Below are 25,005 nucleotides of genomic sequence, written 5' to 3'. Positions count from 1 at the left end.
CTCTTCCTTCTGTTCGAGCGGCGGGTCAGGTGAGGTCGCGGAGCCGGTCGGCGAGGATCGCGCCGATCTCGGCCAGCGGCTCCGGCCGGGTCAGGTCGTCGTGGGTGGCCTCGACGGGGTGGCGGTCGAGGGCGCCTTCCAGGAACGGCGCCCAGATGCCGGGGTCCGGCGCGTCGGCGGGCTTGCCGAGCGTGGCCTCGAAGAAGAGGACGTCGCCGACGTACGTACCGGGCACATGGCCGCGCGCGATCCGCGAGTTGTTCTCGAAGACCTCGTAGAGGGCGGCCACATGGCGTTCCTCCAGGGAGCCGAGGATCCCGTCCTGCTCCCGCAGCACCTCGGTGACCCGGGCGTACTCCAGCGGCTCGGTGCCCAGTCGCTCCCGGTCGTATCCGGCGAGGTCGAGCATCCCGGCGAGGAACTCCTGCTGGTTCATGACGGCGTCCATGGACTCGGCGCCCAGCCGGGGGAAGGAGTCGAGCAGGGCGAGCAGGGCCACCTTCTCGCCCTCCCGCTGGAGCCGTTCGGCGATCGCGTGGGCCACCAGTCCGCCGAAGGACCAGCCGAGGAGGAGGTAGGGCCCGGTGGGCTGGACCGTACGGATCCGGCGGAGGTAGTCGGCGGCGATCTCCTCGACCGTGGTGGGGAGTTGGCAGGGTTCCGCGATGCCCTGGGACTGGAGGGCGTAGATCGGGTGGTCGGGGCCGAGGTGGCGCATGAGTCCGGCGTACGACCAGCCGAAACCGCTGGCGGGGTGGACACAGAACAGCGGCGGGCGGCTGCCGCCCCGGCGCAGCGGCAGCAGCACCTCGAAGGCGCTCCCGGCGTCGTCCCCCGCGCCGGCCGTGCCGTCGCCGCCCTCGCCGCCGTCGGACTCCTGGAGACGTTGGGCCAGCTCGGCCGGGGTGGGCGCCTCGAAGAGGGTACGGAGGGCGATGTCCGCCCCGAAGGTGGCGCGGACCCGGGCGATCAGCCGGGTGGCGAGGAGCGAGTGGCCGCCGAGGTCGAAGAATCCGTCGTCGGCGGAGACCCGGGAGACCCCGAGGACCTCGGCGAACAGCTCGCAGAGCAGCCGCTCCCGGCGGGTGCGCGGGGCCCGGCCGCCGGGGGCAGCGGCCAGGTCGGGGGCGGGCAGCGCGCCCCGGTCCAGCTTCCGGTTGGGGGTGAGCGGCAGCGCGTCGAGCGGGACGAACGCCGAGGGGACCATGTACTCGGGCAGGCCGGCGGCGACGTACCGGCGCAGTTCGGCGGAGGACGGGAGGGCGGTGTCCGGCTCGGGCACCACATAGGCGACCAGGCGCTGGTCACCGGGCCGGTCCTCGCGGACGATCACGGCGGCGCCGGCGACGGCCGGGTGGCGTTCGACGGCGGTCTCCACCTCGCCGAGTTCGATCCGGAAGCCGCGCAGCTTCACCTGGTCGTCCACGCGGCGCAGGAAGAAGAGGGTGCCGTCGGCGTTCCACCGCACCACGTCGCCGGTGCGGTACATCCGGGATCCGGGCGCCCCGAACGGGTCGGGGACGAAGCGCGCGGCCGTCATGTCCGGGCGGCCCAGATACCCCCGGGCCAGGCAGTCGCCCGCGACGTACAGCTCTCCCGGCGCGCCCTGCGGTACGAGCTGGAGGTGGGCGTCGAGGACATGGAACCGGGTGTTGGCCATCGGGCCGCCGATGGGCAGCGGGCCCGGCGGGATCTCCTGGCCGGGTTCGATGCGGTACTCGCTGCAATTCACGGTGGTCTCGGTGGGCCCGTACATGTTGAGGACGGCGGTGCCGGGGTGGTGCGCCCGCCACTCGTCGACGCGTTCGCCCAGCAGGAGTTCGCCGCCGAGGAGGAGTTCGGCGGTGGGCGAGAACTCCTCCGGCAGGGTCGCGAGGACCGGCAGATGGCTGGGGGTGGCCTTGAGGAAGGTGCAGGGGGTGTCGCGGAGCGCGGCGGTGGTGCCGGGGCCGGGGTCCTGGAGGTCGGCGACGACATGGACGGTGCCGCCCACGGTCAGCGGGACGTAGGTGGCGGTGACCGACAGGTCGAAGGAGATCGGCGAGTGGAGCAGCGCGCTCCCCCGGACGCCGTCGTAGTCGCCTCCGGCGAAGACGAGGTAGTCGGTGAGCGAGGTGTGCTGGACGACCACGCCCTTGGGGCGGCCGGTGGAGCCGGAGGTGTAGATGATGTACGCGGGGTGGGCGAGGCGGAGCGGGGTGTGCCGGTCGGCGTCGGTGAGGTCGGTGGTGCCGGTGAGGCCGGTGGTGCCGGTGAGGCCGATGGTGCCGGTAAGGCCGGTGAGGTCCGTCCCGGCGAGGCCGGTGGTGCGGCCGGTGTCGTCGAGGAGGAGGCCGGGGTCGTCGAGCAGGACGCGGGGCGCGTCGAGTTCCGGGAGGGTGCCGGCCGTCGCGCTGTCGGTCAGCAGCAGCGCCGGGCCGGTGTCGGCGAGCATGAACGCGATCCGGTCGGCCGGGTACTCCGGGTCGACGGGCACATAGGCGCCGCCCGCCTTGAGGACCGCGAGCAGGGCCACCACCAGGTGGGCGGAGCGGGGCAGGGCGACGGCGACGAAGCGCTCCGGGCCCACCCCGCGCCGTACCAGATACCGGGCGAGCCGGTTGGCGCGGGCGTTGAGTTCGGCGTACGTGACCGTCTCGCCCCGGAAGACCAGCGCGGGTGCTTCGGGGGTACGGGCCACCTGGGCCTGGAAGAGGTCGGGGAGGGTGACCTCCGGGACCTCGGTGGCGGTGTCGTTCCAGGTGGTGACCATCCGCTCGCGCTCGGCGGGGTCGAGGACGGCGAGGAAGCCGATGGGGCGGTCGGGTTCGGTGACGGCCGCGTCGAGGAGGCGGACCAGCCGGGCGGCGAGGGTGGCGACGGTCTCCGCGTCGTAGAGGTCGGCGCGGTAGACGACATGGCCCTCGATGCCCTGGCAGGTGCCGTCGTCGGCGCGCCGGTCGGCGAGGCTGACCGAGAGGTCGAACTTGGCGCCGCCGACGGCGAGCGGCCGGGCGGCGACGGTGAGTCCGGGGACCTCCTGGACGGCCTCGGTGGGGTTCTGGAAGGCCAGGGCGACCTGGAAGAGGGGGTGCCGGGAGAGCGACCGCGCCGGGTTGAGCACCTCGACCAGCCGCTCGAACGGCAGGTCCTGGTGGGCGTAGGCGGCGAGGTCCGTGTCGCGTACGCGGCCGAGGAGTTCCCGGAAGGTCGGGTTGCCGGAGGTGTCGGTGCGCAGGACGAGGGTGTTGACGAAGAACCCGACCAGGTCGTCCAGCGCCTCGTCGGTGCGCCCGGCGATCGGGCTGCCCAGCGGGATGTCCTCGCCCGCGCCCAGCCGGGTGAAGAGCGCGGAGAGCGCCGCCTGCACCACCATGAAGGCGCTCACCCGGTTCTCCCTGGCGAGTGCGGCGAGCCGCCGGTGCAGCTCGGGGCCGATGACGAGGGGGACGGTGCCGCCCTCGGGGGCGGCCACGGCGGGCCGGGGCCGGTCGGTGGGCAGCTCCAACTGGTCGGGGAGCCCGGCGAGCCGGCCCCGCCAGTAGGCCAGCTGCCGGGCGATCGGGGTCTCCGGGTCGGACTCGTCGCCGAGGACCTCGCGCTGCCAGAGGCTGTAGTCGGCGTACTGCACCCGCAGCGGGGTCCAGCCGGGCGCCGAGCCGGCGCGCCGGGCCTCGTAGGCGGTGGCGAGGTCGCGGGCGAGCGGTGCGGCGGAGGCCCCGTCGCTGGCGATGTGGTGCATGACGAGGAGCAGGCAGTGGTCGTCCGGGGCGAGCGCGAAGAGGCGGGCGCGCAGGGGCACTTCGCGGGTGAGGTCGAAGCCCCGGGAGGCTTCTTCGGTCAGCCGCCCGGTGAGGTCGTCGTCCCCGGTCACCGGGGCAACCGGAAGTCCGGGTACGGCCGCCGCCGGGCACAGGACGCGCTGGTGGCCGCCGCCGTCCGCGTCGCTCCCCGTGTTCTCGGGGAAGACGGTGCGCAGGGACTCGTGGCGGGTGACGACATCGGCGAGGGCGGCGCGCAGCGCGTCGTGGTCCAGCGCGCCGGTGAGGCGCAGGGCGAGCGGCACGTTGTAGGCGGCGCTGTCGCCGTCGAAGCGGTTGAGGAACCAGAGCCGGCGCTGCGCGAAGGAGAGCGGGATCCGCTCGGGCCGCTCGACGGGGGCGGGGGCTGGGCGGGCCACGGCGGCGCGACGGGCCACGCCGGCGCCGTCGGCCCTCGTACGGCCGGAGCCGTCGGCCCCCGTACCGCCGGAGCTGTCAGCCTCCGTACGACCGGAGGTGTCGGCCCCCGTGCCGTCGAGGCCGCCGGAGCCCTCGGAGCCCTCCGGGGTGCCGGGGCCGAAGTCACCGGCTCCTGCCGCGAGTTCGGCGGTGACCACGGCGGCGAGTCCGGCGACCGTGGGCGTCTCGAAGAGGGCCCGTACCCGCAGCTCCACCCCGAAGACCGAGCGGACCCGGTTCACCAGCCGGGTGGCGAGCAGCGAGTGGCCGCCCAGGTCGAAGAAGTCGTCGTCGGGGCCGACCCGGGGCAGCCCGAGGACATCCGCGAAGACCTCGCAGAGGAGCTCCTCCTGCGGGGTGCGCGGCGCGCGCCCGGGGACCCCCGTCCCGAAGTGCGCGGCGTCGGGGGCGGGCAGCGCCTTGCGGTCCACCTTGCCGTTGGGGGTGAGCGGGAGGGCGCCGGGGACGAGGACGAGCGCGGCGGGCACCATCGCCTCGGGCAGCGTCCCGGCCAGCCGGTCGCGGACCCCGCGCGGGTCGACAGCGCCGACCACATGGCCGACGAGCCGGTGCTGTCCGGCCGGGTCGGTGGCGACGGTGACCACGGCGTCGGTCACCCCGGGGACCGCGCGCAGGGCGGCCTCGACCTCGCCGAGTTCGATGCGCTGGCCCCGGATCTTGACCTGGTGGTCCTGCCTTCCCAGGAACTCCAGCTGACCGTCGGGGAGCCGGCGCACCCGGTCGCCGGTGCGGTAGAGCCTGCTCCCGGGCGCGTCGGCGGCGGCGAACGGGTCGGGGACGAAGGCGACGGCGGTACGGGCCGGGTCGCCCAGATAGCCGAGGCCGACGCCGTCCCCGCCCACGTACAACTCCCCCGGTACGCCGACCGGTACGGGCCGCAGCCGGTTGTCGAGGACATGGAGCCGGGTGTTGCGCAGGGTGGCGCCGATCGGGACCCGGACCGCGCCGAGCGGGGTGGTGGTGTCGATGACGGCGTGGGTGACGTCGTCGGAGCACTCCGTCGGGCCGTACGCGTTCATCAGCGGGATCCCCGGATAGCGGGCGAGCCAGCGGGCACACAGGTCCGGCGGCAGGGCCTCGCCGGTCACCATCAGCCAGCGCAGATACGGGAGTTCGACGGGGGCGGCGCCCTGGTCCCAGGCGTCCAGGGCGGTGCGCAGCAGGGAGGGGACGACTTCGAGCACGGTGAGGCGCTCGGCGGCGACCAGGCCGAAGAGGGCCCCCGGGTCGAGCGCGGTGTCGTCCGTGACGAGGCGCACCCGGCCGCCCGCGACCAGCCCGGCCAGCATCTGCCAGACGGAGATGTCGAAGGTCAGCGGGGCGTTGGCGACCACACTGTCCGCCTCCGTCATCGCCAGGTCCTCGGCCTTCGCGAGGAGGTGGTTGACCATGCCGCGCCGCTGGACCATCGCGCCCTTGGGGCGGCCCGTGGAGCCCGAGGTGAAGATCACGTACGCGAGGTGGCCGGCGCCGCCGGCCGGCGGCAGCAGCCCGTCGGCCCCCGTCCCGGTGCCCGTGGCGTCGTCCATGGCGTCGGTGAGGTGCAGGATCGGCACGGGCCGGTCGGCCGCCGACGCCAGCTCCTCGGCCAGCTCGGCGTGTTCGGGGGCGGCCAGCAGCACCCGGGCGCCGCTGTCGGTGAGCATGCCCGCGCTCCGGGGCAGCGGGGCGCGCGGGTCGAGCGGCACATAGGCGGCGCCGGTGCCGAGCACACCGAGCACGGCGGCCGGCATCCGGGCCGTACGGTCACAGAGGATCGCCACGAGGTCGCCCTCGCCCACGCCCCCGGCGAGCAGCAGGCGGGAGAGGGCGGAGGCGCGGCCGGCCAGCTCGGCGTAGCTGGTGGTGCCGTTGTCGTCCACGAGGGCGGTGGCGTCGGGGCGTTCGGCCGCGATCTCCCGTACGCGCTCGACGACTCCGACCAGGTCGGTGGGGCGCTCGGTGGCGTTCCAGTCGACGAGCAGCCGCTGCCGCTCGGCCGGGTCGAGGATGTCGAACTCCCCGATCCGCAGGTCCGGTTCGGCGACGGCCGCTTCGAGGAGCCGGACGAAGCACGTCAGCAGCCGCTCCGCCGTGGCCCGGTCGAAGAGGTCGGTGCTGTAGTCGAACCGGCCGTCCAGACCGTCGGGTTCGCCGCCGTCTCCGGAAGCCCCGGCCTCCCCCGCCTCGGCAGCGCCGCCGCCCGTGAACCGCTCCGTGAGGTCGAAGGAGAGGTCGAACTGGGCCGCGTGGACGCCCGCCGTCTCGACGGAGACCTCAAGACCCGGCAGGGCCAGTTCCGCGTCCGTGTTGTTCTGGAGGACCAGCATCACCTGGAAGAGCGGGTTGCGCGCCATCGAGCGGGCCGGGTTGAGCACCTCCACCAGCCGCTCGAACGGGGTGTCCTGGTGCGCGTAGGCGGCGAGGTCCGTGTCCCTCACCCGGCCCAGGAGTTCCCGGAAGGTCGGGTCGCCCGAGGTGTCGGTGCGCAGGACGAGGGTGTTGACGAAGAACCCGACCAGCTCGTCCAGCGCCTCGTCGGTGCGCCCGGCGATCGGGCTGCCCAGCGGGATGTCCTCGCCCGCGCCCAGCCGGGTGAGCAGCGCGGAGAGCGCCGCCTGCACCACCATGAAGAGGCTCGCCCCGTTCTCCCGTACGAGCCCCAGCAGCCCCTGGTGCAGGGCGGGTTCGAGCCGGAAGAAGAGGGTGTCGCCCTGGTGGGAGCCGATGGCGGGGCGGGAGCGGTCGGCGGGGAGCTCCAGTTCGTCGGGGAGTCCGGCGAGGGTGGTGGTCCAGAAGTCGAGCTGGCGGTGGAGCGGGCTGTCCGGGTCCGACTCCGCGCCGAGCACCTCGCGCTGCCAGAGGCTGTAGTCGGCGTACTGCACGGGCAGCGGGGCCTGTTGGGGGGTCTCGCCGCGCAGCCGGGCGGTGTAGGCGACCGAGAAGTCCCGGGCGAGCGGGTTCATGGACCAGCCGTCGCCCGCGATGTGGTGCAGGACGAGGAGCAGGACATGCTCGTCGGGGCCGAGCGCGAAGACGGTGGTGCGCAGCGGCGGGTCCACGGCCAGGTCGAATCCGGGGCGTACGGCGTCGGCGAGCGCGCCGGGCAGCTCCGCCTCGGTGCAGGGGAGGACGCGGACGTCGGGGGTGGCCTCGGCGGGGTCGAGCACCACCTGGTGCGGGGTGCCGCCGGTCTCCCGGAAGACGGTACGGAGGGACTCGTGGCGCCCGGTCACATCGGCCAGCGCCGCGCGGAGCGCCGTCAGGTCGAGGCGGCCGCGGAGCCGCAGGGTGATCGGGATCTTGTACGGGGAGGCCGCGCCCTCCAGCCGGTTGAGGAACCAGAGGCGGTGCTGCCCGTACGACAGGGGGACCAGCTCGGGGCGGGGGACGGGGCGCGGCGCGGTACGGGCCCGGGCGGCCCCGGCGATCGCGGTCACGAGCCGGGCCGGGGTGGGCGCCTCGAAGAGGGCACGGACCGCGAGTTCGACGCCGAAGGCCGAGCGGACCCGGCTGACCAGGCGGGTGGCGAGGAGCGAGTGGCCGCCCAGGTCGAAGAAGCTGTCGTCGATGCCCGCCTCGGGGACGCCCAGGACCTCCGCGAAGAGTTCGCAGAGCAGCCGCTCCTCGGGGGTGCGCGGGGCGCGGTGGGTGGCGGTGGCGGCGTAGTCGGGGGCGGGGAGGGCGGTGCGGTCGAGCTTGCCGTTGGCGGTGACGGGCAGCCAGTCGAGGGCGACGCAGGCGGCCGGGACCATGTACTCGGGGAGCGCGTCGGCGGCGTATGCGCGCAGGGCCGCGGAGTCGGGGGCACCGGGGGCGTCCCGGCCGTCGGTGCCCGCCTCGGCGACCGTGTAGGCGACGAGGCGCTTGTCGCCGGGCCGGTCCTCGCGGACGACGACGGCGACCTGGGCGAGTCCGGGGTGGCGGGCGAGGACGGCCTCGATCTCGCCGAGTTCGATACGGAAGCCGCGTACCTTGACCTGCTCGTCGGCGCGGCCGACGAAGGCGAGCACCCCGTCGGCGGTCCACCGGACCAGGTCGCCGGTGCGGTACATGCGGGCGCCCGGGGGGCCGTACGGGTCGGCGACGAAGCGTTCGGCGGTGAGTCCGGGCCGGTCGAGATAGCCGCGGGCGAGGCCGGCGCCCGCGATGTAGAGCTCTCCCGCGACGCCGGGGAGGGTGAGCGCGAGGCCGTCGTCCAGCACGTAGAGCCGCATGTTGTCGAGCGGGGTGCCGATCGGGACGGTGTCGGGCACGGTGTCCGAGGCGCGCATGAGGTGGTGCGTGGCGAAGGTGGTGGTCTCGGTGGGGCCGTAGCCGTCGGCGACGACGGTGTCCGGGCAGGCGTCGAGCACCCTGCGGACCATGGGCGCGGGGACGACATCGCCGCCGGACCAGACCTCGCGGACCCCGGCGAAGCACGCGGGGTGCTCCTCGGCGAGGATCCGGAAGAGCCCGGCGGTGAGCCAGAGGCCGGTGACGCGCTGGCCGACGATGACGCGGGCGAGGTCGTGGACGTCGAGTTCGCCGGGGGGCGCGACGACGAGCTGCCCGCCCCGGAGCAGCGGCACCCACAGTTCGTAGGTGGAGGCGTCGAAGGCCTGGGGCGAGTGGAGCAGGACGCGTTCGTGGTTGCCGGTGTCCCAGCAGCCGTCGAGGGCGAGGCTCAGGACGTCGTGGTGGGTGACGGCGACCCCCTTGGGCGTACCGGTCGACCCCGAGGTGTACATGACGTAGGCGAGCTGTTCGGGGTGGCTGTCGATGCCGGGGGCGGAGACCGAGGCGGAGGCAGCGTCGGCGGAGGCGGAGGCGAAGGCGGCGGGCCCGTCCGGGAGCGCGGCCTCGTCGGAGAGCGCGGCCTCGTCGTCCACGACCAGGATCCTGGCCTCGTGCGGGAAGCTCCGGGCGGCGTCGTGCCGGGCCGCGTCGGTGAGGAGCACGCGGGCCCCGGTCTGCGCCACGATGAGCTGGAGGCGGGCCTGCGGGGAGCGGGCGTCGAGCGGGACATAGGCGCCGCCCGCCTTGAGGACGGCGAGCAGGGAGGCCACCAGCCCGAAGGAACGTTCCTGCAAGACGGCCACGCGGCTCTCCGGGCCCACGCCCTCGGCGATCAGCCGGTGCGCCAGCCGGTTGGCGAGCGTGTCGAGTCCCCGGTACGTGATCTCCCGGCCATCGGCGTCGCGGAGCGCGACCGCGTCCGGGGTGCGCGCGGCCTGCTCGGCGAAGCGCCGCTGGACCGACCCGGCGGACCCGGGGGTGCCGAGGGCGCCGGGCGTGCCGGGACCGGGGCGTACGGCGCCGTTCCACTCCGTCAGCAGCCGGGCCCGCTCCGCGCCGTCCACCACCTCGATCCGGCCGAGCGGGCGGTGCGGGTCCACGGTGAGGAGCTCCAGGAGCCCCACCAGCCGCTGCCCGATCGCGGTGACGGTGTCGTGGTCGAGCGCGTCGGGCCGGTGGTGCAGCCGGAGTCCGAGGGCGCGGCCGGGGAGGGCGACGAGGGTCAGCGGGTAGTGGGTGGCGTCCCGGCCCTCGATCCCGAGGACGCGGAGCCCGGTGCCGGGCAGCTCCATCGCGGCCGGGTCGAGCGGGTAGTTCTCGAAGACGCTGAGGGTGTCGAAGAGTTCGCCGGAGCCGGTGAGCGCCTGGATGTCGGTGAGCCCGACGTACTCGTGCCCGGAGAGCGCGGAGCGCTGTTCCTGGATCCGGGTGAGCAGCGCGGAGAACGGCTCCTCGGGGCGCGTCCCGACCCGTACCGGCAGGGTGTTGATGAAGAGCCCGACCATCGACTCGATGCCGGGGATCTCGGGCGGGCGGCCGGAGACCGTGGTGCCGAAGACGATGTCGCCGCGCCCGGTGAGCCGGCCGAGCAGCACCGCCCAGGCGCCCTGGACCAGGGTGTTGAGGGTGAGGCCGAGGGCGCGGGCCCGCTCGGTGAGCGCGGCGGTGAGCGCCTCGGTCAGGTCGACGGTGACCGTGCGCGGCGCGGCGGGGGTACGGCCGGGCCCGGCCGGCGCCAGCAGGGTGGGCTCCGCGCCGTCCAGCGCCTGCCGCCAGGCCGCGTGGGCGGCGGTCTCGTCCCGCTCGGTGAGCCAGCTCAGGTACTCGCGGTACGGGGTGACGCGGGGCAGCCCGGCCGTGCTCCCCCGCTGCGCGTAGAGCGTGAAGAGTTCGCGGGCGAGGAGCGGGGTGGACCAGCCGTCGAGCAGGATGTGGTGGTTGGTCAGCACCAGCCGGTGGCGTCCGGCCGCGAGCCGGATGACGGTGATACGGAGCAGCGGGGGCGCCGTCAGGTCGAAGCGGCGGGCGCGGTCCTCGGCGAGCAGCCGCTCCACCGCGCCGTCCCGCTCCGCGCCGGGGACGGCCGCCAGGTCGTGTTCGTACCACGGCAGCGGCGCCTCGCGCGGGATGAACTGCACCGGCTCGGCGAGCCCGTGGTGCCAGAACCCGGCGCGGAGGTTGGCGTGGCGCTCCAGCAGGATCCGCGCCGCGTCCCGGAGCCGGCCGGTGTCGAGCGGGCCCTCGACGTCGAGGAGGAGCTGGACGGTGTAGACGTCGGCGGCCTGGTCGTCGTAGAGCGCGTGGAAGAACAGGCCCTTCTGGAGGGAGGAGAGCGGCAGCAGGTCGGCGAGGCCGGGGCGGGCCCGCTCGACGGTGTCGATCTCGTCCTGGGTGAGGGAGACCAGCCGCAGGTCGGAGGGGGTGTGTCCACCGGATGCCGGCCGCGCGGCGCACGCCGCCAAGGCGTCGAGGGCGCGGAACCAGGTGTCGGCCAGGTCCTGGGCGTCCGCCTCGGTGAGGAGGTCGCCGGGCCAGGAGAGGGTGGCGGTGAGCCGGGGCCCTTCCCGGTGGTCCTGGGTGAGCGCGTTGACCTCCAGGGCGTGCGGGACGGGCATGGCGGGGTCGACGCCGCCCCCGAGGCCGTCCGCCTCCGGGGCGACCGCCCACTCCCCGTTCTCCTCGGGGGCCGCGGGGAAGCGGCCGAGGTAGTTGAAGCCGATCTGCGGGGTACGGAGCGCGGCGAGCGCGGGCCCGGTCTGCGGGTTGAGGTGGCGCAGCAGCCCGTATCCGATGCCGTGGTCGGGAAGGGCGCGGAGCTGCTCCTTGACCCGCTTGATGGCGCGTCCCGCCTCGGCTCCGCCGGCCCAGAGGTCGGCCCAGTCGCGTACGGCCGGGTCGAGCCGTACGGGGTGGATGGTGGTGAACCAGCCGACGGTACGGGAGAGATCGGCGCCGCCGGTGATGTCCTCCCGGCCGTGGCCTTCGAGGTCGACCAGGAGCGAGGAGGCACCGCCCTCCGTGCCGTTTCCGTCACGTCCGCCGTTCCCGTCGCCCCTGTCGTCCCCGGCGCGCCCGGTCCGGCGCCGCCAGTCGGCGACCGCGAGGGCCAGGGCGGTGAGCAGGACGTCGTCGACACCGCCGTGGAAGGCGGCGGGCACGGTCGTCAGCAGGGGCTCGGTGCGCTCGGGCGGCAGGGTGAGGCTGACGTGCCGGACGGTCGCCACGGTGTCGCGCGCCCGGTCGAGGGCGCGGTGGCCGAGGAGCGGGTCGGGCGCGTCCAGGACGGACATCCAGAGGGGCAGCTCGGCGAGGCGGGCGGGGTGCTGTGCCAGGGCGGTCAGCTGCTCGGCCCAGCGGCGCAACGAGGTGCCCGCAGGCTCCAGTTCGGCCGGCCTGCCCGCCATCGCCGCCTGGCAGGCGGCGGCCAGGTCGGGCAGGAGGATCCGCCAGGAGACGCCGTCGACCAGCAGATGGTGCAGGACGAGGAGGAGTCGTCCGGGCTCGTGCGGTCCTGCGTCGAACCAGACGGCGCGCACCATGGCGCCCGTCTCCGGGGAGAGCCGGGCCTGCTCGGTGCCGCTGTGCCCGGCGACCACACAGCGCAGCGCGGCGCCCCGTACCCCGGTCACCTCGACGCGGGTCAGACACGCTGCGGCGTCGAGCGCGCCGCGCGGTGCCGCTTCGAGGCCCCAGACGACGCCTCCGGCGGCGCGGGTGAGGCGGAGCCGCAGGGCGTCGTGGTGGTCGATGAGGGTCTGGAGCCCCTGGGTGAGCCGCGCCTCGTCGAGCCCGGCCGGGGTGGTGATCAGCATCGACTGGTGGAAGCTGTCGACGGGTCCGCCGCGTTCGCGGAGCCAGTGCACGATGGGGGTGAGCGGGACCACGCCGATGCCCGAGTCGTCGGGGGCGCTCGGGCCCGCGGCCCGCTCGACGGGGGTGGCGAGGGCGGCGAGGGCGGCGACCGTCCGGTGCTGGAAGACATCGCGCGGGGTGAGGACCAGGCCGGCTTTCCGGGCCCGGCTGACCAGTTGGATGGAGACGATGCTGTCGCCGCCCAGGTCGAAGAAGCTGTCGTCCACCCCGACCCGCTCCAGGCCGAGCACCTCGGCGAAGACCGCGGACAGCGTTTCCTCGGCCGGGGTGGCGGGGCCGCGCCCGGTCGTCGCCAGGGTCCCGTAGTCGGGGGCGGGCAGGGCTTTCCGGTCCAGCTTTCCGTTGGGGGTGAGCGGCAGTCCGGAGAGTTCCACGAAGGCCGCAGGGACCATGTACTCCGGCAGGACGGCCGCCACCCGGTCCCGCAGCGCGCTCCGGTCCACCGCCCCGACCACGTAGGCGACCAGCCGCTTGACGCCCGGCGCGTCCTCGCGGGCGACGACCGCGACCCGGTCCACGGCCGGGTCTCCGGCGAGTACGGTCTCGATCTCGCCCAGCTCGATCCGGAACCCCCGGATCTTCACCTGCTCGTCGGCCCGGCCGACATAGTGGAGGGTGCCGTCCTCGTCCCACCGCACCACGTCGCCGGTGCGGTACATCCGGCTGCCCGGGGCGCCGTACGGGTCGGCGACGAACCGCTCGGCGGTCAGCGCGGGGCGGCGCAGATAGCCCCGGGCCAGCCCGGCGCCCGCGAGATACAGTTCCCCGGCGACCCCGGCGGGGACCGGGTTCAGCCCCGCGTCCAGGACCAGGGCCCGCGTCCGGGGGACGGGGCGGCCGATCGGCGGCGGCTCGGCGCCCGCCAGGGGGGCGCTGATGGTGGCGGCGACGGTCGACTCGGTGGGGCCGTACGCGTTGACCATACGGCGCCCGGGCGCCCAGCGGGCCACCAGCTCCCCGGAGCAGGCGTCCCCGCCGACGACCAGGGAGCGGAAGGCGGGCAGCGCGAGCGTGCCAGGCACCCCGGCGAGGGCGGCCGGCGGGATCAGGGCATGGGTCACCCGGAGTCCGGCGACCACCTCGGCCAGGGCCTCGCCCGCGAGCGGGCCCGGCGGCGGGACGACGAGGGCGGCACCGGAGGTGAGCGCCATCCCGAGTTCGAGGACGGCCGCGTCGAAGCTCGGCGAGGCGAACTGGAGCACCCGGCTGTCGGGGGCGACATCGAACCCCTCGACGGCCGCGGCGCAGAAGCTGGGGAGCCCGGCGTGGGAGACCACGACACCCTTGGGGGTGCCGGTCGAACCGGAGGTGTAGATCACGTAGGCCGGGTGCGCGGGGAGGAGCGGGGCGGTGCGGTCGGCGTCGCCCGGGTCCGTGTCGGGGCAGCCGGCCAGCAGGGCGGCGGTGTCCGGGGCGTCGAGCGCCAGCCGCGCGGTGGGCTCCGTACCGTGGCCGCCGGGACCGTCCTGCTCCGGGCGGGCGTCCCGCCCCGCGCTGTGTCCGTCCACGCCCTCCGGCACCCCGGCCCCCGTGGTGACCAGCAGCTCCGGGCGGGCGTCGCCGAGCATGAACCGGATCCGCTCGGCCGGGTAGCCGGGGTCGACCGGCAGGTAGGCGGCGCCGGACTTGAGCACGGCGAGGGCCGCCACGACCGCGTCCACGGAGCGCGGCAGGGCGAGGGCGACGAGGTGCTCGGGGCCGATGCCGCGCCGGATGAGCAGATGCGCCAACCGGTTGGCGCGGGCGGTGAGTTCGGCGTACGAGAGCGTGCCTCCCGCGGAGACGACGGCATCGTTGCCGGGGGCGGCGGCGGCCCGGGTCTCGATCAGCTCGGTGAGGGTGCGCCCGGGGACGGGGCGGTCGGTGGCGTTCCACTCCACCAGCACCCGGGCGCGCTCGGCGGGGTCGAGGATGTCGAGCGTGGCGACGGGCCTCTCGGGCGCGGTGACCGCCGCCGCCAGCAGCCGTTCGAGGCGGGCGGCGAGCCGGGCGGCGGCGTCGGGGGCGATGAGGTCGGCCCGGTGGTCGAGGCGGAGGGTGAGCCGGTCGCCGGGGAGGACGGCCAGGGTGAGGGGGTAGTGGGTGGCGTCGTCGACCTCGACCCCGCCGATCCGGACGCCGGTGCCGGGGAGTTCCAGCCCGGCCGGGTCGAGCGGGTAGTTCTCGAAGACGGTCAGGGTGTCGAAGAGTTCCCCGATGCCGGCCTGCCGCTGGATGTCGCGGAGCCCGAGGTGCTGGTGCTCCATCAGCCGCGCCTGCTCGTCCTGGACCCGGGCGAGCAGTTCGCCGAAGGGCTCCTCGGGGCGGAGGGCGACCCGTACGGGCAGGGTGTTGATGAAGAGCCCCACCATCGTCTCCACCCCGGGGATCTCCGGCGGACGGCCGGAGACGGTGGTGCCGAAGACGATGTCCTGGCGCCCGGTGAGCCGCCCGAGCAGCACCGCCCACGCGCCCTGGACCAGGGTGTTGAGGGTCAGGCCCCGGCTCCGTGCGACGTTCCCGAGGGAGGAGGTGAGTTCGGCGGAGAGTTCGTGGATCACCCGCTGCGGGGCGGCGGTTGTGCGCGGCCCGTCCCCGGCGCCGGGGACCAGCAGCGTCGGCTCGGCGACCCCGGCGAGCGCCTGCCGCCAGGCGTCCCGCGCGGCGTCCCGGTCGCGTCCGGCGAGCCAGGCCAGATAGTCGCGGTACGGGGTGACGCGCGGCAGCGCCGCCTCGGCCCCGCCGTTCGCGCCACCACCGGATCCGCCGCTCGCGCCACCCGCGTAGAGGGCGAAGAGTTCGCGGGCGAGCAGGGGCATCGACCAGCCGTCCAGCAGGATGTGATGGTTGGTCAGAACGAGCCGCCAGCGGTCCGGGGCGAGCCGTACGAGGACGAAGCGGAGCAGCGGCGGGGCGGCCGGGTCGAAGCGGGCGGCCTTCTCCTCGGCCAGGATCCCGGCGAGCGCGGCCTCCCGCTCCGCCTCGGCGAGTCCGCTCAGATCCCGTACGTCCCAGGGGAGTTCGACGGTGCGGCGGATGACCTGGACGGCCTCGCCGGTCTTACGGCGGCGGAACGCGGCCCGCAGGTTGGCGTGCCGGCGGACCAGGGCCTCCGCCGAGGCGCGCAGCCTCTCCGCGTCGACGGGGCCGGTCAGTTCGAAGACGAACCGCATGGTGTACACGTCGGGCGCCTGGTCGTCGTAGACCGCGTGGAAGAGCAGCCCTTCCTGGAGCGGCGACAGCGGCAGAATGTCTTCAATCGTGGACTGGCTCACTTCGACATCTCCCACTCGGTTCCGGGTTCCGGTTCGTCTGCGAATGCGTCTTCGAGCTCGTCTTCGAGTTCGTCTTCGAATGCGTCGATCTCGTCCTGGGTGAGCGAGACCAAGGTCAGGTCCGACGGGGTGTGGCCGCCGGCCCCGGGCCGCGCGGCATGGGCGGCCAGGGCGTCCAGGGCGCGGAACCAGGTCCCGGCCAGGTCCGCGACATCGGCCTCGGAGAAGAGCGCGGCGGGCCAGGACCAGACCGCGCCGAGCCGCGCGCCCCCGGGCCCGTCCTGGGTCACTGCGTTGATCTCCAGCGCGTGCGGGACGGGCATCGCCGCGTCGGCCCCGCCGCCGAGCCCCTCGGTCCCGGGCGCCGCCGCCCAGTCGGCGTCGGCGCCGGTCTCCAGGCGGCCGAGGTAGTTGAAGCCGATCTGCGGGGTGGGCAGGGCGGCGAGAACGGGGGCGGTGGTGGGGTTGAGGTGGCGGAGCAGCCCGTATCCGATGCCCTGGTCGGGGACGGCCCGCAACTGCTCCTTGACCCGCTTGATGGCGCGTCCCGCCTCGGGGCCGCCGGCCCAGAGGCCGGCCCACTCCGGGGTGCCGGGATCGAGCCGTACGGGATGGAGAGTGGTGAACCAGCCGACCGTACGGGAGAGATCGGCGCCGCCGGTGATGTCCTCCCGGCCGTGGCCTTCGAGGTCGACCAGGAGCGACATCGACTCCCCGCGCCCGGTCCGGCGCCGCCAGTCGGCGACCGCGAGGGCCAGGGCGGTGAGGAGGACGTCGTTGACGCCGCCGTGGAAGGCGGCGGGCACGGTTGTCAGCAGGGGCTCGGTGCGCTCGGGCGGCAGGGTGAGGGTGAGGTGGCGTACGGTGCCGGCGGTGTCCCGGTCCTGGTCCAGCGGGCGGAGGCCCAGCAGCGGGTCGGGCCCTTCGAGAACCCCGGTCCAGAAGGGGAGTTCGGCGAGGCGTTCCGGTTCCTGGGCCAGCTCCGTGAGCCGCTCGGCCCAGCGCCGCAGCGACGTGCCGACCGGCTCCGGTCCCCGCCCCGCGACGGCCGCCGCGAGATCCGGCAGCAGGATCCGCCAGGAGACCCCGTCGACCACCAGATGGTGCAGGGCGAGCAGCAGCCGCCCCGGCTCTCCGGGCCCGGCGTCGAACCACACCGCCCGTACCATCTCGCCCGCGTCGGGGCGGAACGGTGCGGCGGTCAGCGCCTCCGCCGAGTCGACGCGCGTCACCACGGCGGCGACGTCGACCGCGCCGCGCGGCAGCACCTCCAGGCTCCATTCGCCGCCGCTACGGTCCAGCCGCGACCTGAGGGCGTCGTGGTGGTCCAGGAGCACCGCCACCCCGGCCGTCAGCTCCTCCCAGGTCAGCCCGGCGGGCGTCCGTACCACCATCGACTGGTGGAAGCCGTCCACCGGACCGCCGCGCTCCCGCAGCCAGTGCGCGATCGGCGTGAGCGGGACGGCCCCGATGCCGTAGCCGGGCGGCTCCACGGCGCTCCCGTGGCCTCCGCCGCCCGCCCGCACCTCGTCGGCGAGCGCGGCGAGCGCGGCGACCGTCCGGTGCTGGAAGACATCGCGCGGGGTGAAGACCAGGCCGGCCTTCCGCGCCCGGCTGACCAGTTGGATCGAGACGATGCTGTCACCGCCCAGGTCGAAGAAGCTGTCGTCCACCCCGACCCGCGCCACCCCCAGCACCTCCGCGAAGACCGCGCACAGGATCTCCTCTCGCGGGGAGCCGGGTGCGCGCCCGGTGGCCGCCGCCGTCCCGAAGTCGGGCGCGGGGAGGGCCTTGCGGTCGAGCTTCCCGTTGGGCGTGAGCGGCAGTCCGGAGAGTCCGACGAAGGCCGCAGGGACCATGTACTCCGGGAGGACCGCCGCGACATGGGCCCGCAGCGCGTCTCCGTCCACACCCCCGGCCGCACCGCCGTTCTCGTCACCGCCCCCGCCGCCCACCACGTACGCCACCAGCCGCTTGACCCCCGGCTGGTCCTCGCGGGCGACGACCGCGACCCGCTCCACACCCGGATGACCGGCGAGTACGGCCTCGATCTCGCCCAGCTCGATCCGGAACCCCCGGATCTTCACCTGCTCGTCGGCCCGGCCCAGATACTCCAGGTTCCCGTCGGCACGCCACCGCACCACATCCCCCGTGCGGTACATCCGGCTCCCCGGAGCCCCGTACGGGTCGGCCACGAACCGCTCCCCCGTCAGCCCCGGCCGCCGTACATACCCCCGGGCGAGCTGGACACCGGCCAGATAGAGCTCTCCGGCCACACCCACCGGTACCGGCCGCAGCCGCGCGTCCAGCACCTGGACGCGGGTGTTCCACACCGGGGCGCCGATCGGGACGGGCCCGGCCGGGTCGTGTGCCGCGCACTCCCAGGACGTCACGTCCACGGCGGCCTCGGTCGGCCCGTACAGGTTGTGCAGCGGGACGTCCAGCGTCTCGAAGAACTTCGCGCGCACCTCCCCGGGAAGTGCCTCGCCGCTGCACACCACCCGGCGCAGGGTGTCGCACCGGGCCGCCGTGGGCTCCGCCAGGAAGACCTGGAGCATGGAGGGGACGAAGTGCGCTGTCGTGACGCGCTCTTCTTGAATCAGCCCGGCGAGATACGCGGGGTCCTTGTGGCCCTCGGGACGGGCGACCACCAGGGTGGCGCCCTCGATGAGCGGCCAGAAGAACTCCCACACCGAGACGTCGAACCCGGAGGGGGTCTTCTGGAGCACCCGGTCGGAGGCGTCGAGGCCGTACCGGCCCTGCATCCAGCGGAGCCGGTTGACGATGCCCTCGTGCGGGACGGCGACGCCCTTGGGCCGGCCGGTGGAGCCGGAGGTGTAGATGACGTACGCGGGGTGGAGGGGGCGGAGCGGCGCGAGCCGGTCGGCGTCGGTGAGGTCGGTGCGGTCGTATGCGGCCACCTCGGCGCCGGTGCGCGGGTCGTCCAGGACGAGGACATCCCCGCCGGCGGGCCCCGGCAGTACGGCGGCCACCGCACGCGTGGTGAGGACGAGCGCGGGGCGGGTGTGGCCGAGGATGTACCGGATCCGCTCGGCCGGGTAGTCGGGGTCGACGGGGACATACGCCGCGCCGGACTTCACCACCGCGAGGAGCGCGACGATCAGCTCCATGGAGCGGGGCAGCGCGAGGGCGACATACCCCTCGGGCCCCGCGCCCCGCCGGACCAGCAGCCGGGCCAACTGGTTGGCGCGGGCGGAGAGTTCGGCGTACGAGAGGGAGCTGCCCTCGAAGACCACGGCCGTGGCGTCCGGGGTGCGGGCGGCCCGGTCCTCGATCAGCTCGGTGAGGGTGGCCGCCGGGACCGGGTGGCCGGTGGCGTTCCACTCCACGAGGACCCGCTCGCGCTCCGCCGCTTCGAGGATGTCGAGGTCTCCGACGAGCCGGCCGGGGGCGGCGGCGAAGTCTTCCAGGAGCCGGCCGAGCCGGGCCCCGATCGTCTCGGCCGCATCGGTCGTGAAGAGTTCGGGGCGGTAGCCGAGCCGGAGGCCGAGGGCGGGGCCCGGGACCACCACGAGGGTGAGCGGATAGTGCGTGGCGTCGTCGGCGTCGGCGTCCGTGACCCGCAGCCCGGTGCCGGAGACGTCGAGCAGGCCGGGGTCGAGGGGGTAGTTCTCGAAGACGGTGAGGGTGTCGAAGAGTTCGCCGAGACCGGTCAGCCGCTGGATGTCGTGGAGCCCGACGTGCTGGTGCTCCATGAGCGCCGACTGCCGCTCCTGGATCCGGGTGAACAGTTCCGCCAGGGTCTCGGCGGGCCGGAGTTCCACCCGTACCGGCAGGGTGTTGATGAGGAGCCCCACCATCGACTCGATCCCGGCGATCTCGGGCGGCCGGCCGGAGACGGTGGCGCCGAAGACGACGTCCTCGCGGCCGGTGAGCCGGGCGAGCAGCACCGCCCAGGCGCCCTGCACGACGGTGTTGAGGGTGAGGCCCAGGTGGCGGGCGCGGTCGGTGAGCGCGGTGGTGAGCTCGGGCGACAGTTCCCGTACGACCCGCTCGGGCGGCAGGGCCGCGGGCTCTCCGCCGGTGCCGGCCGGGGCGAGCAGGGTGGGCTCCTCGACCCCGGCGAGGGCGTCGCGCCAGGCCCGCTCGGCGGCGGTGTGGTCCCGGCTCGCGAGCCAGGCCAGATAGTCGCGGTACGGGGCGGGGTGCGGCAGCCCCGTGTCGTCGCCTCTCCGCGCGTAGAGGGCCAGGAGTTCCGCCGCGAGCAGCGGCATGGACCAGCCGTCCAGGAGGATGTGATGGACGGTCAGGAGCAGCCGGTACCGGTCGTCGGCGAGGCGTACGAGGAGGAAGCGCACCAGCGGCGGCGCGGCGAGGTCGAACCGGCGGGCCCGTTCCCCGGCGGCGGCCTCCGCGAGCCGCCGCGCCCGCTCGCCGTCGTCGGTGCCGGTGCCGGGCAGGCCGGGGCCGGGCCGCTCGGGGCCGCGCAGGTCGAGGGTGCGCCAGTCGGGTGCGACCTCCTCGTGGACGACCTGGACCGGGCCGCTCTCCGGGCCCGACAGGAACCCGCTGCGGAGATTGGGGTGGCGGCGCAGCAGGGTGGCCGCCGCCGCGCGCAGGGCCTCCGGGTCGAGCGCTCCGGCCAGGTCGAGGAAGAGCTGCACGGTGTAGACGTCGGCGGTCTCCTCGTCGAAGAGGGCGTGGAACAGCAGGCCGTTCTGGGTCGGGGAGAGCGGCAGGATGTCCGCCAGGGGCGGGGAGGAGTGCTCCAGGAGCTCGATCTCGTCCTGGGTGAGGGAGAGGAGCGGCAGGTCGGAGGGGGTGCGGCCGCCGGCCTCCGGCTCCTCGGCGAGGGCGGCGAGCGCGTCGAGGGCGCGGAACCAGGTCTCGGCGAGATCCTGGACCTCGGCCTCGGAGAAGAGCGCGTCGGGCCAGGTCCAGACGGCGCTGAGCTGGGCGCCGTCCGGCGAGTCGTGGGTCAGCGCGTCGACTTCGAGGGCGTGGACGAACGGCATGCCGTCGTCGGCGCCGCCCGCTGCGGTCTCCACCCCCCAGTCGGCCTCGGTGCCGGTCTCCAGGCGGCCGAGGTAGTTGAAGCCGATCTGCGGGGTGGGCAGGGCGGCGAGGACGGGGGCGGTGGTGGGGTTGAGGTGGCGGAGCAGCCCGTATCCGATGCCGTGGTCGGGGACGGCCCGCAACTGCTCCTTGACCCGCTTCAGCGCCCGCCCCGCGTCGGCCGGGTCCAGGGTGCCGGGGTCGAGCCGTACGGGGTGGATGGTGGTGAACCAGCCGACGGTACGGGAGAGGTCGGCGCCGCCGGTGATGTCCTCGCGGCCGTGGCCTTCGAGGTCGACCAGGAGCGATGTCGTGTCCCCGCGCCCGGTCCGGCGCCGCCAGTCGGCGACGGCGAGGGCCAGGGCGGTGAGCAGGACGTCGTCGACACCGCCGTGGAAGGCGGTCGGCACGGTGGTGAGCAGGGGCCGGGTGCGCTCGGGCGAGAGGGTGAGCCGGACATGGCGCTGGGTGGCGCCGGTGTCGCGGGAGGGGAGCAGGGGGTGCGGGGAGAGCGGGGCCTCGGGCGCTTCGAGGATGCCGGTCCAGAGCGGGAGTTCGGCGAGGCGTTCCGGTTCCTGGGCCAGCTCCGTGAGCCGCTCGGCCCAGCGCCGCAGCGACGTGCCGACCGGCTCCGGTCCCCGCCCGGCCACGGCGGCGGCCAGGTCCGGCAGGAGGATCCGCCAGGAGACCCCGTCGACCACCAGATGGTGCAGGGCGAGCAGCAGCCGCCCCGGCTCTCCGGGCCCGGCGTCGAACCACACCGCCCGTACCATCTCGCCCGCGTCGGGGCGGAGTTCCGCGTCCCGTACGTCCTCGGCCGAGTCGACGCGCGTCACCACCGACGCGGCGTCCACCGCGCCGCGCGGCAGCACCTCCAGGCTCCATTCGCCGCCGGTACGGTCCAGCCGCGACCTGAGGGCGTCGTGGTGGTCCAGGAGCACCGCCACCCCGGCCGTCAGCCGCTCCCAGGTCAGCCCGGGAGGTGTCCGTACCACCATCGACTGGTGGAAGCCGTCCACCGGACCGCCGCGCTCCCGCAGCCAGTGCACGATCGGGGTGAGCGGGACGGCGCCGATGCCGTCGTCGGGGTCCTGGTCCCGGTGGTCCGCCGCGTCCTCGGCCTCGGCGGCGACGGCGGCGAGCGCGGCCACGGTACGGCACTGGAAGACATCGCGCGGGGTGAAGACCAGGCCGGCCTTCCGCGCCCGGCTGACCAGTTGGATCGAGACAATGCTGTCGCCGCCCAGGTCGAAGAAGCTGTCGTCCACCCCGACCCGCGCCACCCCCAGCACCTCGGCGAAGACCGCGCACAGGATCTCCTCGCGCGGGGAGCCGGGGCCGCGCCCGGTGGCCGCCGTGGCCGCGTAGTCGGGGGCGGGGAGGGCCTTGCGGTCGAGCTTCCCGTTGGGCGTGAGCGGCAGTTCGGAGAGTTCCACGAAGGCCGCCGGGACCATGTACCCGGGCAGGACGGCCGCGACATGGGCCCGCAGGCCGTCCCCGTCGGCGCCGCTCCCGGCGGCGCCGTCCGTCTCCCCGTCGGCGCCGCCGGCGACCACGTACGCCACCAACTGCTTGACGCCGGGCTGGTCTTCGCGGGCGACGACCGCGACCCGCTCCACGGCGGGGTGTCCGGCGAGTACGGCCTCGATCTCGCCCAGCTCGATCCGGAACCCCCGGATCTTCACCTGGTCATCGGCCCGGCCCAGATACTCCAGGTTCCCGTCGGCACGCCACCGCACCACATCACCGGTGCGGTACATCCGGCTCCCCGGAGCGCCGTACGGGTCGGCGACGAACCGCTCGCCGGTCAGTCCGGGGCGCCGTACATACCCCCGGGCCAGGCCCGCCCCGGCGAGGAAGAGTTCACCGGCCACGCCCACCGGGGCCGGGCGCAGGGCCGCATCGAGCACGTACACACGGGTGTTGGAGACGGGGCGGCCGATCGGCGGCGTACGGTCGCCGGCGGTGTCCTCCGCTCCGTCGTCGTACCAGGCCGTCGCGTAGACGGTGGCCTCCGTCGGGCCGTAGATGTTGGCGACGCGGCACCCGGGGAGGGCGGCGCGGATGTCGGCGACGGCGTGTGCCGACAGCGCCTCGCCCGCCAGGACCACGGTCTCCGCCGACGCCGACACCTCGCCGTGCGCCAGGACCTGGGCGATCGCCGAGGGCACGGCGCTGATCAGGCTGCCCGTCCACCCTTCCGCGCCCCGTTCGGTGAGGGCGAGGAGGTCGCGGACGACCTCGATGGAGCCGCCGCAGCAGAGCGGGCCGAACATCTCGAAGACGGAGACGTCGAAGTTGAGGGAGGTGGAGGCGAGGACCCGGCGCAGCTCGCCGGGGCCGAACGTCTCCCCCGCCCAGGCGGCGAGGTCGACGGCGCTCGCCTGCGAGACCACCACACCCTTGGGCCGGCCGGTGGAGCCGGAAGTGTAGATGACATACGCGGGGTGGAGGGGGCGCAGCGGCTCGGCGCGGTCGGTGTCACGGGGGTCCGTGTCCGGCCGTACGGCGAGGAGTCCGGCGGTCTCCGGGGCGTCGAGGAGCAGACGGGGCACCCCGGGACCGGACCCCGCCACCGGGGTCTCCGCCGCCGTCGTCCCCGCCACCGTCGTCCCGGTCTCCGTGAGGACGAGCGCGGGGCGGGCGTCGTCCAGCAGGTAGGCGACGCGCTCGGCCGGGTGTCCCGGGTCGACGGGGAGGTAGGCGGCGCCGGACTTGAGGATGGCGAGGAGCGCCACGATCATCGCTTCGGAGCGGGGCACCGAGAGCGCGACGACGGTCTCGGGGCCCGCGCCGCGTTCGATCAGCAGATGGGCGAGGCGGTTGGCGCGGGCGTTGAGTCCGGCGTACGAGAGGGTCCGGCCCGCGAAGACGACCGCCGTGGCCTCCGGCGTCCGGGCGGCCTGGGCCTCGAACAGGCCGGGCAGGGTGCCGGGGGGTACCGGGCGGGCGGTGGCGTTCCACTCCACGAGGACTTGCTCGCGCTCGGCGGGGCGCAGGAGTTCCAGACCGCCGACCGGCGCGTCGGGCCCGGCGCCGACGAGGCCGCCGAGGAGGTCGAGGAAGCGCCGCTGGTGCGCGGCGATCTCCTCGGAGGGGTAGAGCTCCGGGTTCGCGTCGAGGTCGATCCGGAGCCCGCCGCCCCCGCCTCCGGCCTCGCCGCCGCCTCCGCCGTTCCCCTGTCCGCCTCCCTGCCCGGAGCCCGTACGGGCGTCCAGGACGAGCGACAGGTCGTCGACCGGGCCGCCGCCGAGGTTGTGCACGGTGGTGCGGTGCCCGGCGAAGCGCAGGTCGTGGTCGGCCATGACGATATTGACGTGCGGTCCCGCCAACCGGTGGTCGTCACCGGAGAGTTCGAGGTCCCGCCGCAGGTCCTCCATGCGGTACCGCTGGTGCTTCAGCGCGAGGTGGAGTTCCTTCGACGTCTGCCGGACGAGTTCCCCGAGGGTCATGGCGGGGTGGACGCGGAGCCGGAACGGCAGCACGTTCGACATCATGCCGGGGACGGCGCGGGCCGCCGCCCCGCGTGCGACGACGGGGAGGCCGAGGACGATGTCCTGGTTTCCCGTCATCCGGTGGAGATACGCGGCGAGCGCCGCGACGGCGACGGCGGGCCAACTGGCGTCCGCCGCACGGGCCGTGGCACGCAGCCCGGCGAGGAGCGCGCCGTCCGGGGCGGTGGTACGGCGCTCCAGGTACCGGGGCAGGGTGGGCCGGCGCCCGGCGAGGGTGGTGGGGACGGGGAGGTCGGCGAAGCGCGCCGTCCAGTGGGCGCGGTCGCGGGCGAACCGCTCGGACCCCCGGTAGGCGGCCTCGTCCTCGATCAACTGGCCGAGTGTGCCGAAGACCGGCTCCGGGCAGGGCTCCCCGGCCGCCAGCGCCGTGTAGAGGGCGGCCACCCGGCCGCCGACGAGGGAGAGCCCGAGGCCGTCCATGACGAGGTGGTGGTAGCGCTGGTACCAGAACCAGCGGTCGTCGGCGGCCTTGAGGAGCGCGAAGGCGAAGAGCGGCCCGGTGGCCGGGTCGACCGGCCGGCGCGCCTCGGCCCGCATCCACTCCTCGGCGTACCCGCGCGGGTCGTCCTCGCCGCTGACGTCGACGAACTCCATGCACCGGTCGCGGGGCTCCTCCACGATCTGGAAGGCCCTGCCGTCCTCCTCCACGACCCGGACCCGCAGCGTCTCCGCCTCGGCGACCACGCGGCAGAGCACGCTCTCGAACAGGGCCGGGTCGACCGGGCCGTGGATCTCGGCGTATTCGGCGATGTTGAAGATGGGGTTCGCCGGGTCGAGGCGCTGGGAAAGCCAGATACCGGACTGCGCTGCTGTCAGGGGCAGACGGGCAATCTGATAACCGGGCATGTCCATCCGTTCTCGTTCAGGCAA

Annotated in this window: 2 protein-coding genes; both read right to left on the bottom strand. The window is 74.9% G+C overall.

What is annotated here, in order from left to right; translation table 11 throughout:
• Nucleotides 1-25: 25 nt before the first annotated feature.
• Complete coding sequence (locus tag AB0O07_RS04300) at nt 26-15,604, bottom strand: amino acid adenylation domain-containing protein (RefSeq protein ID WP_365626534.1); 15,579 nt, start codon at nt 15,602-15,604, stop codon at nt 26-28.
• Nucleotides 15,601-25,005 (bottom strand): amino acid adenylation domain-containing protein, encoded by a 9,405-nt coding sequence (locus tag AB0O07_RS04295; RefSeq protein WP_365626531.1) that lies wholly within the window; start codon nt 25,003-25,005, stop codon nt 15,601-15,603. The genes AB0O07_RS04300 and AB0O07_RS04295 overlap by 4 nt, the downstream gene beginning before the upstream one ends.

The organism is Streptomyces sp. NPDC093085 (assembly GCF_040683935.1).
Taxonomy (GTDB): Bacteria; Actinomycetota; Actinomycetes; order Streptomycetales; family Streptomycetaceae; genus Streptomyces.
Note: the sequence above shows the minus strand (reverse complement) of the source record. Positions and strands in the feature narration are given on the sequence as shown.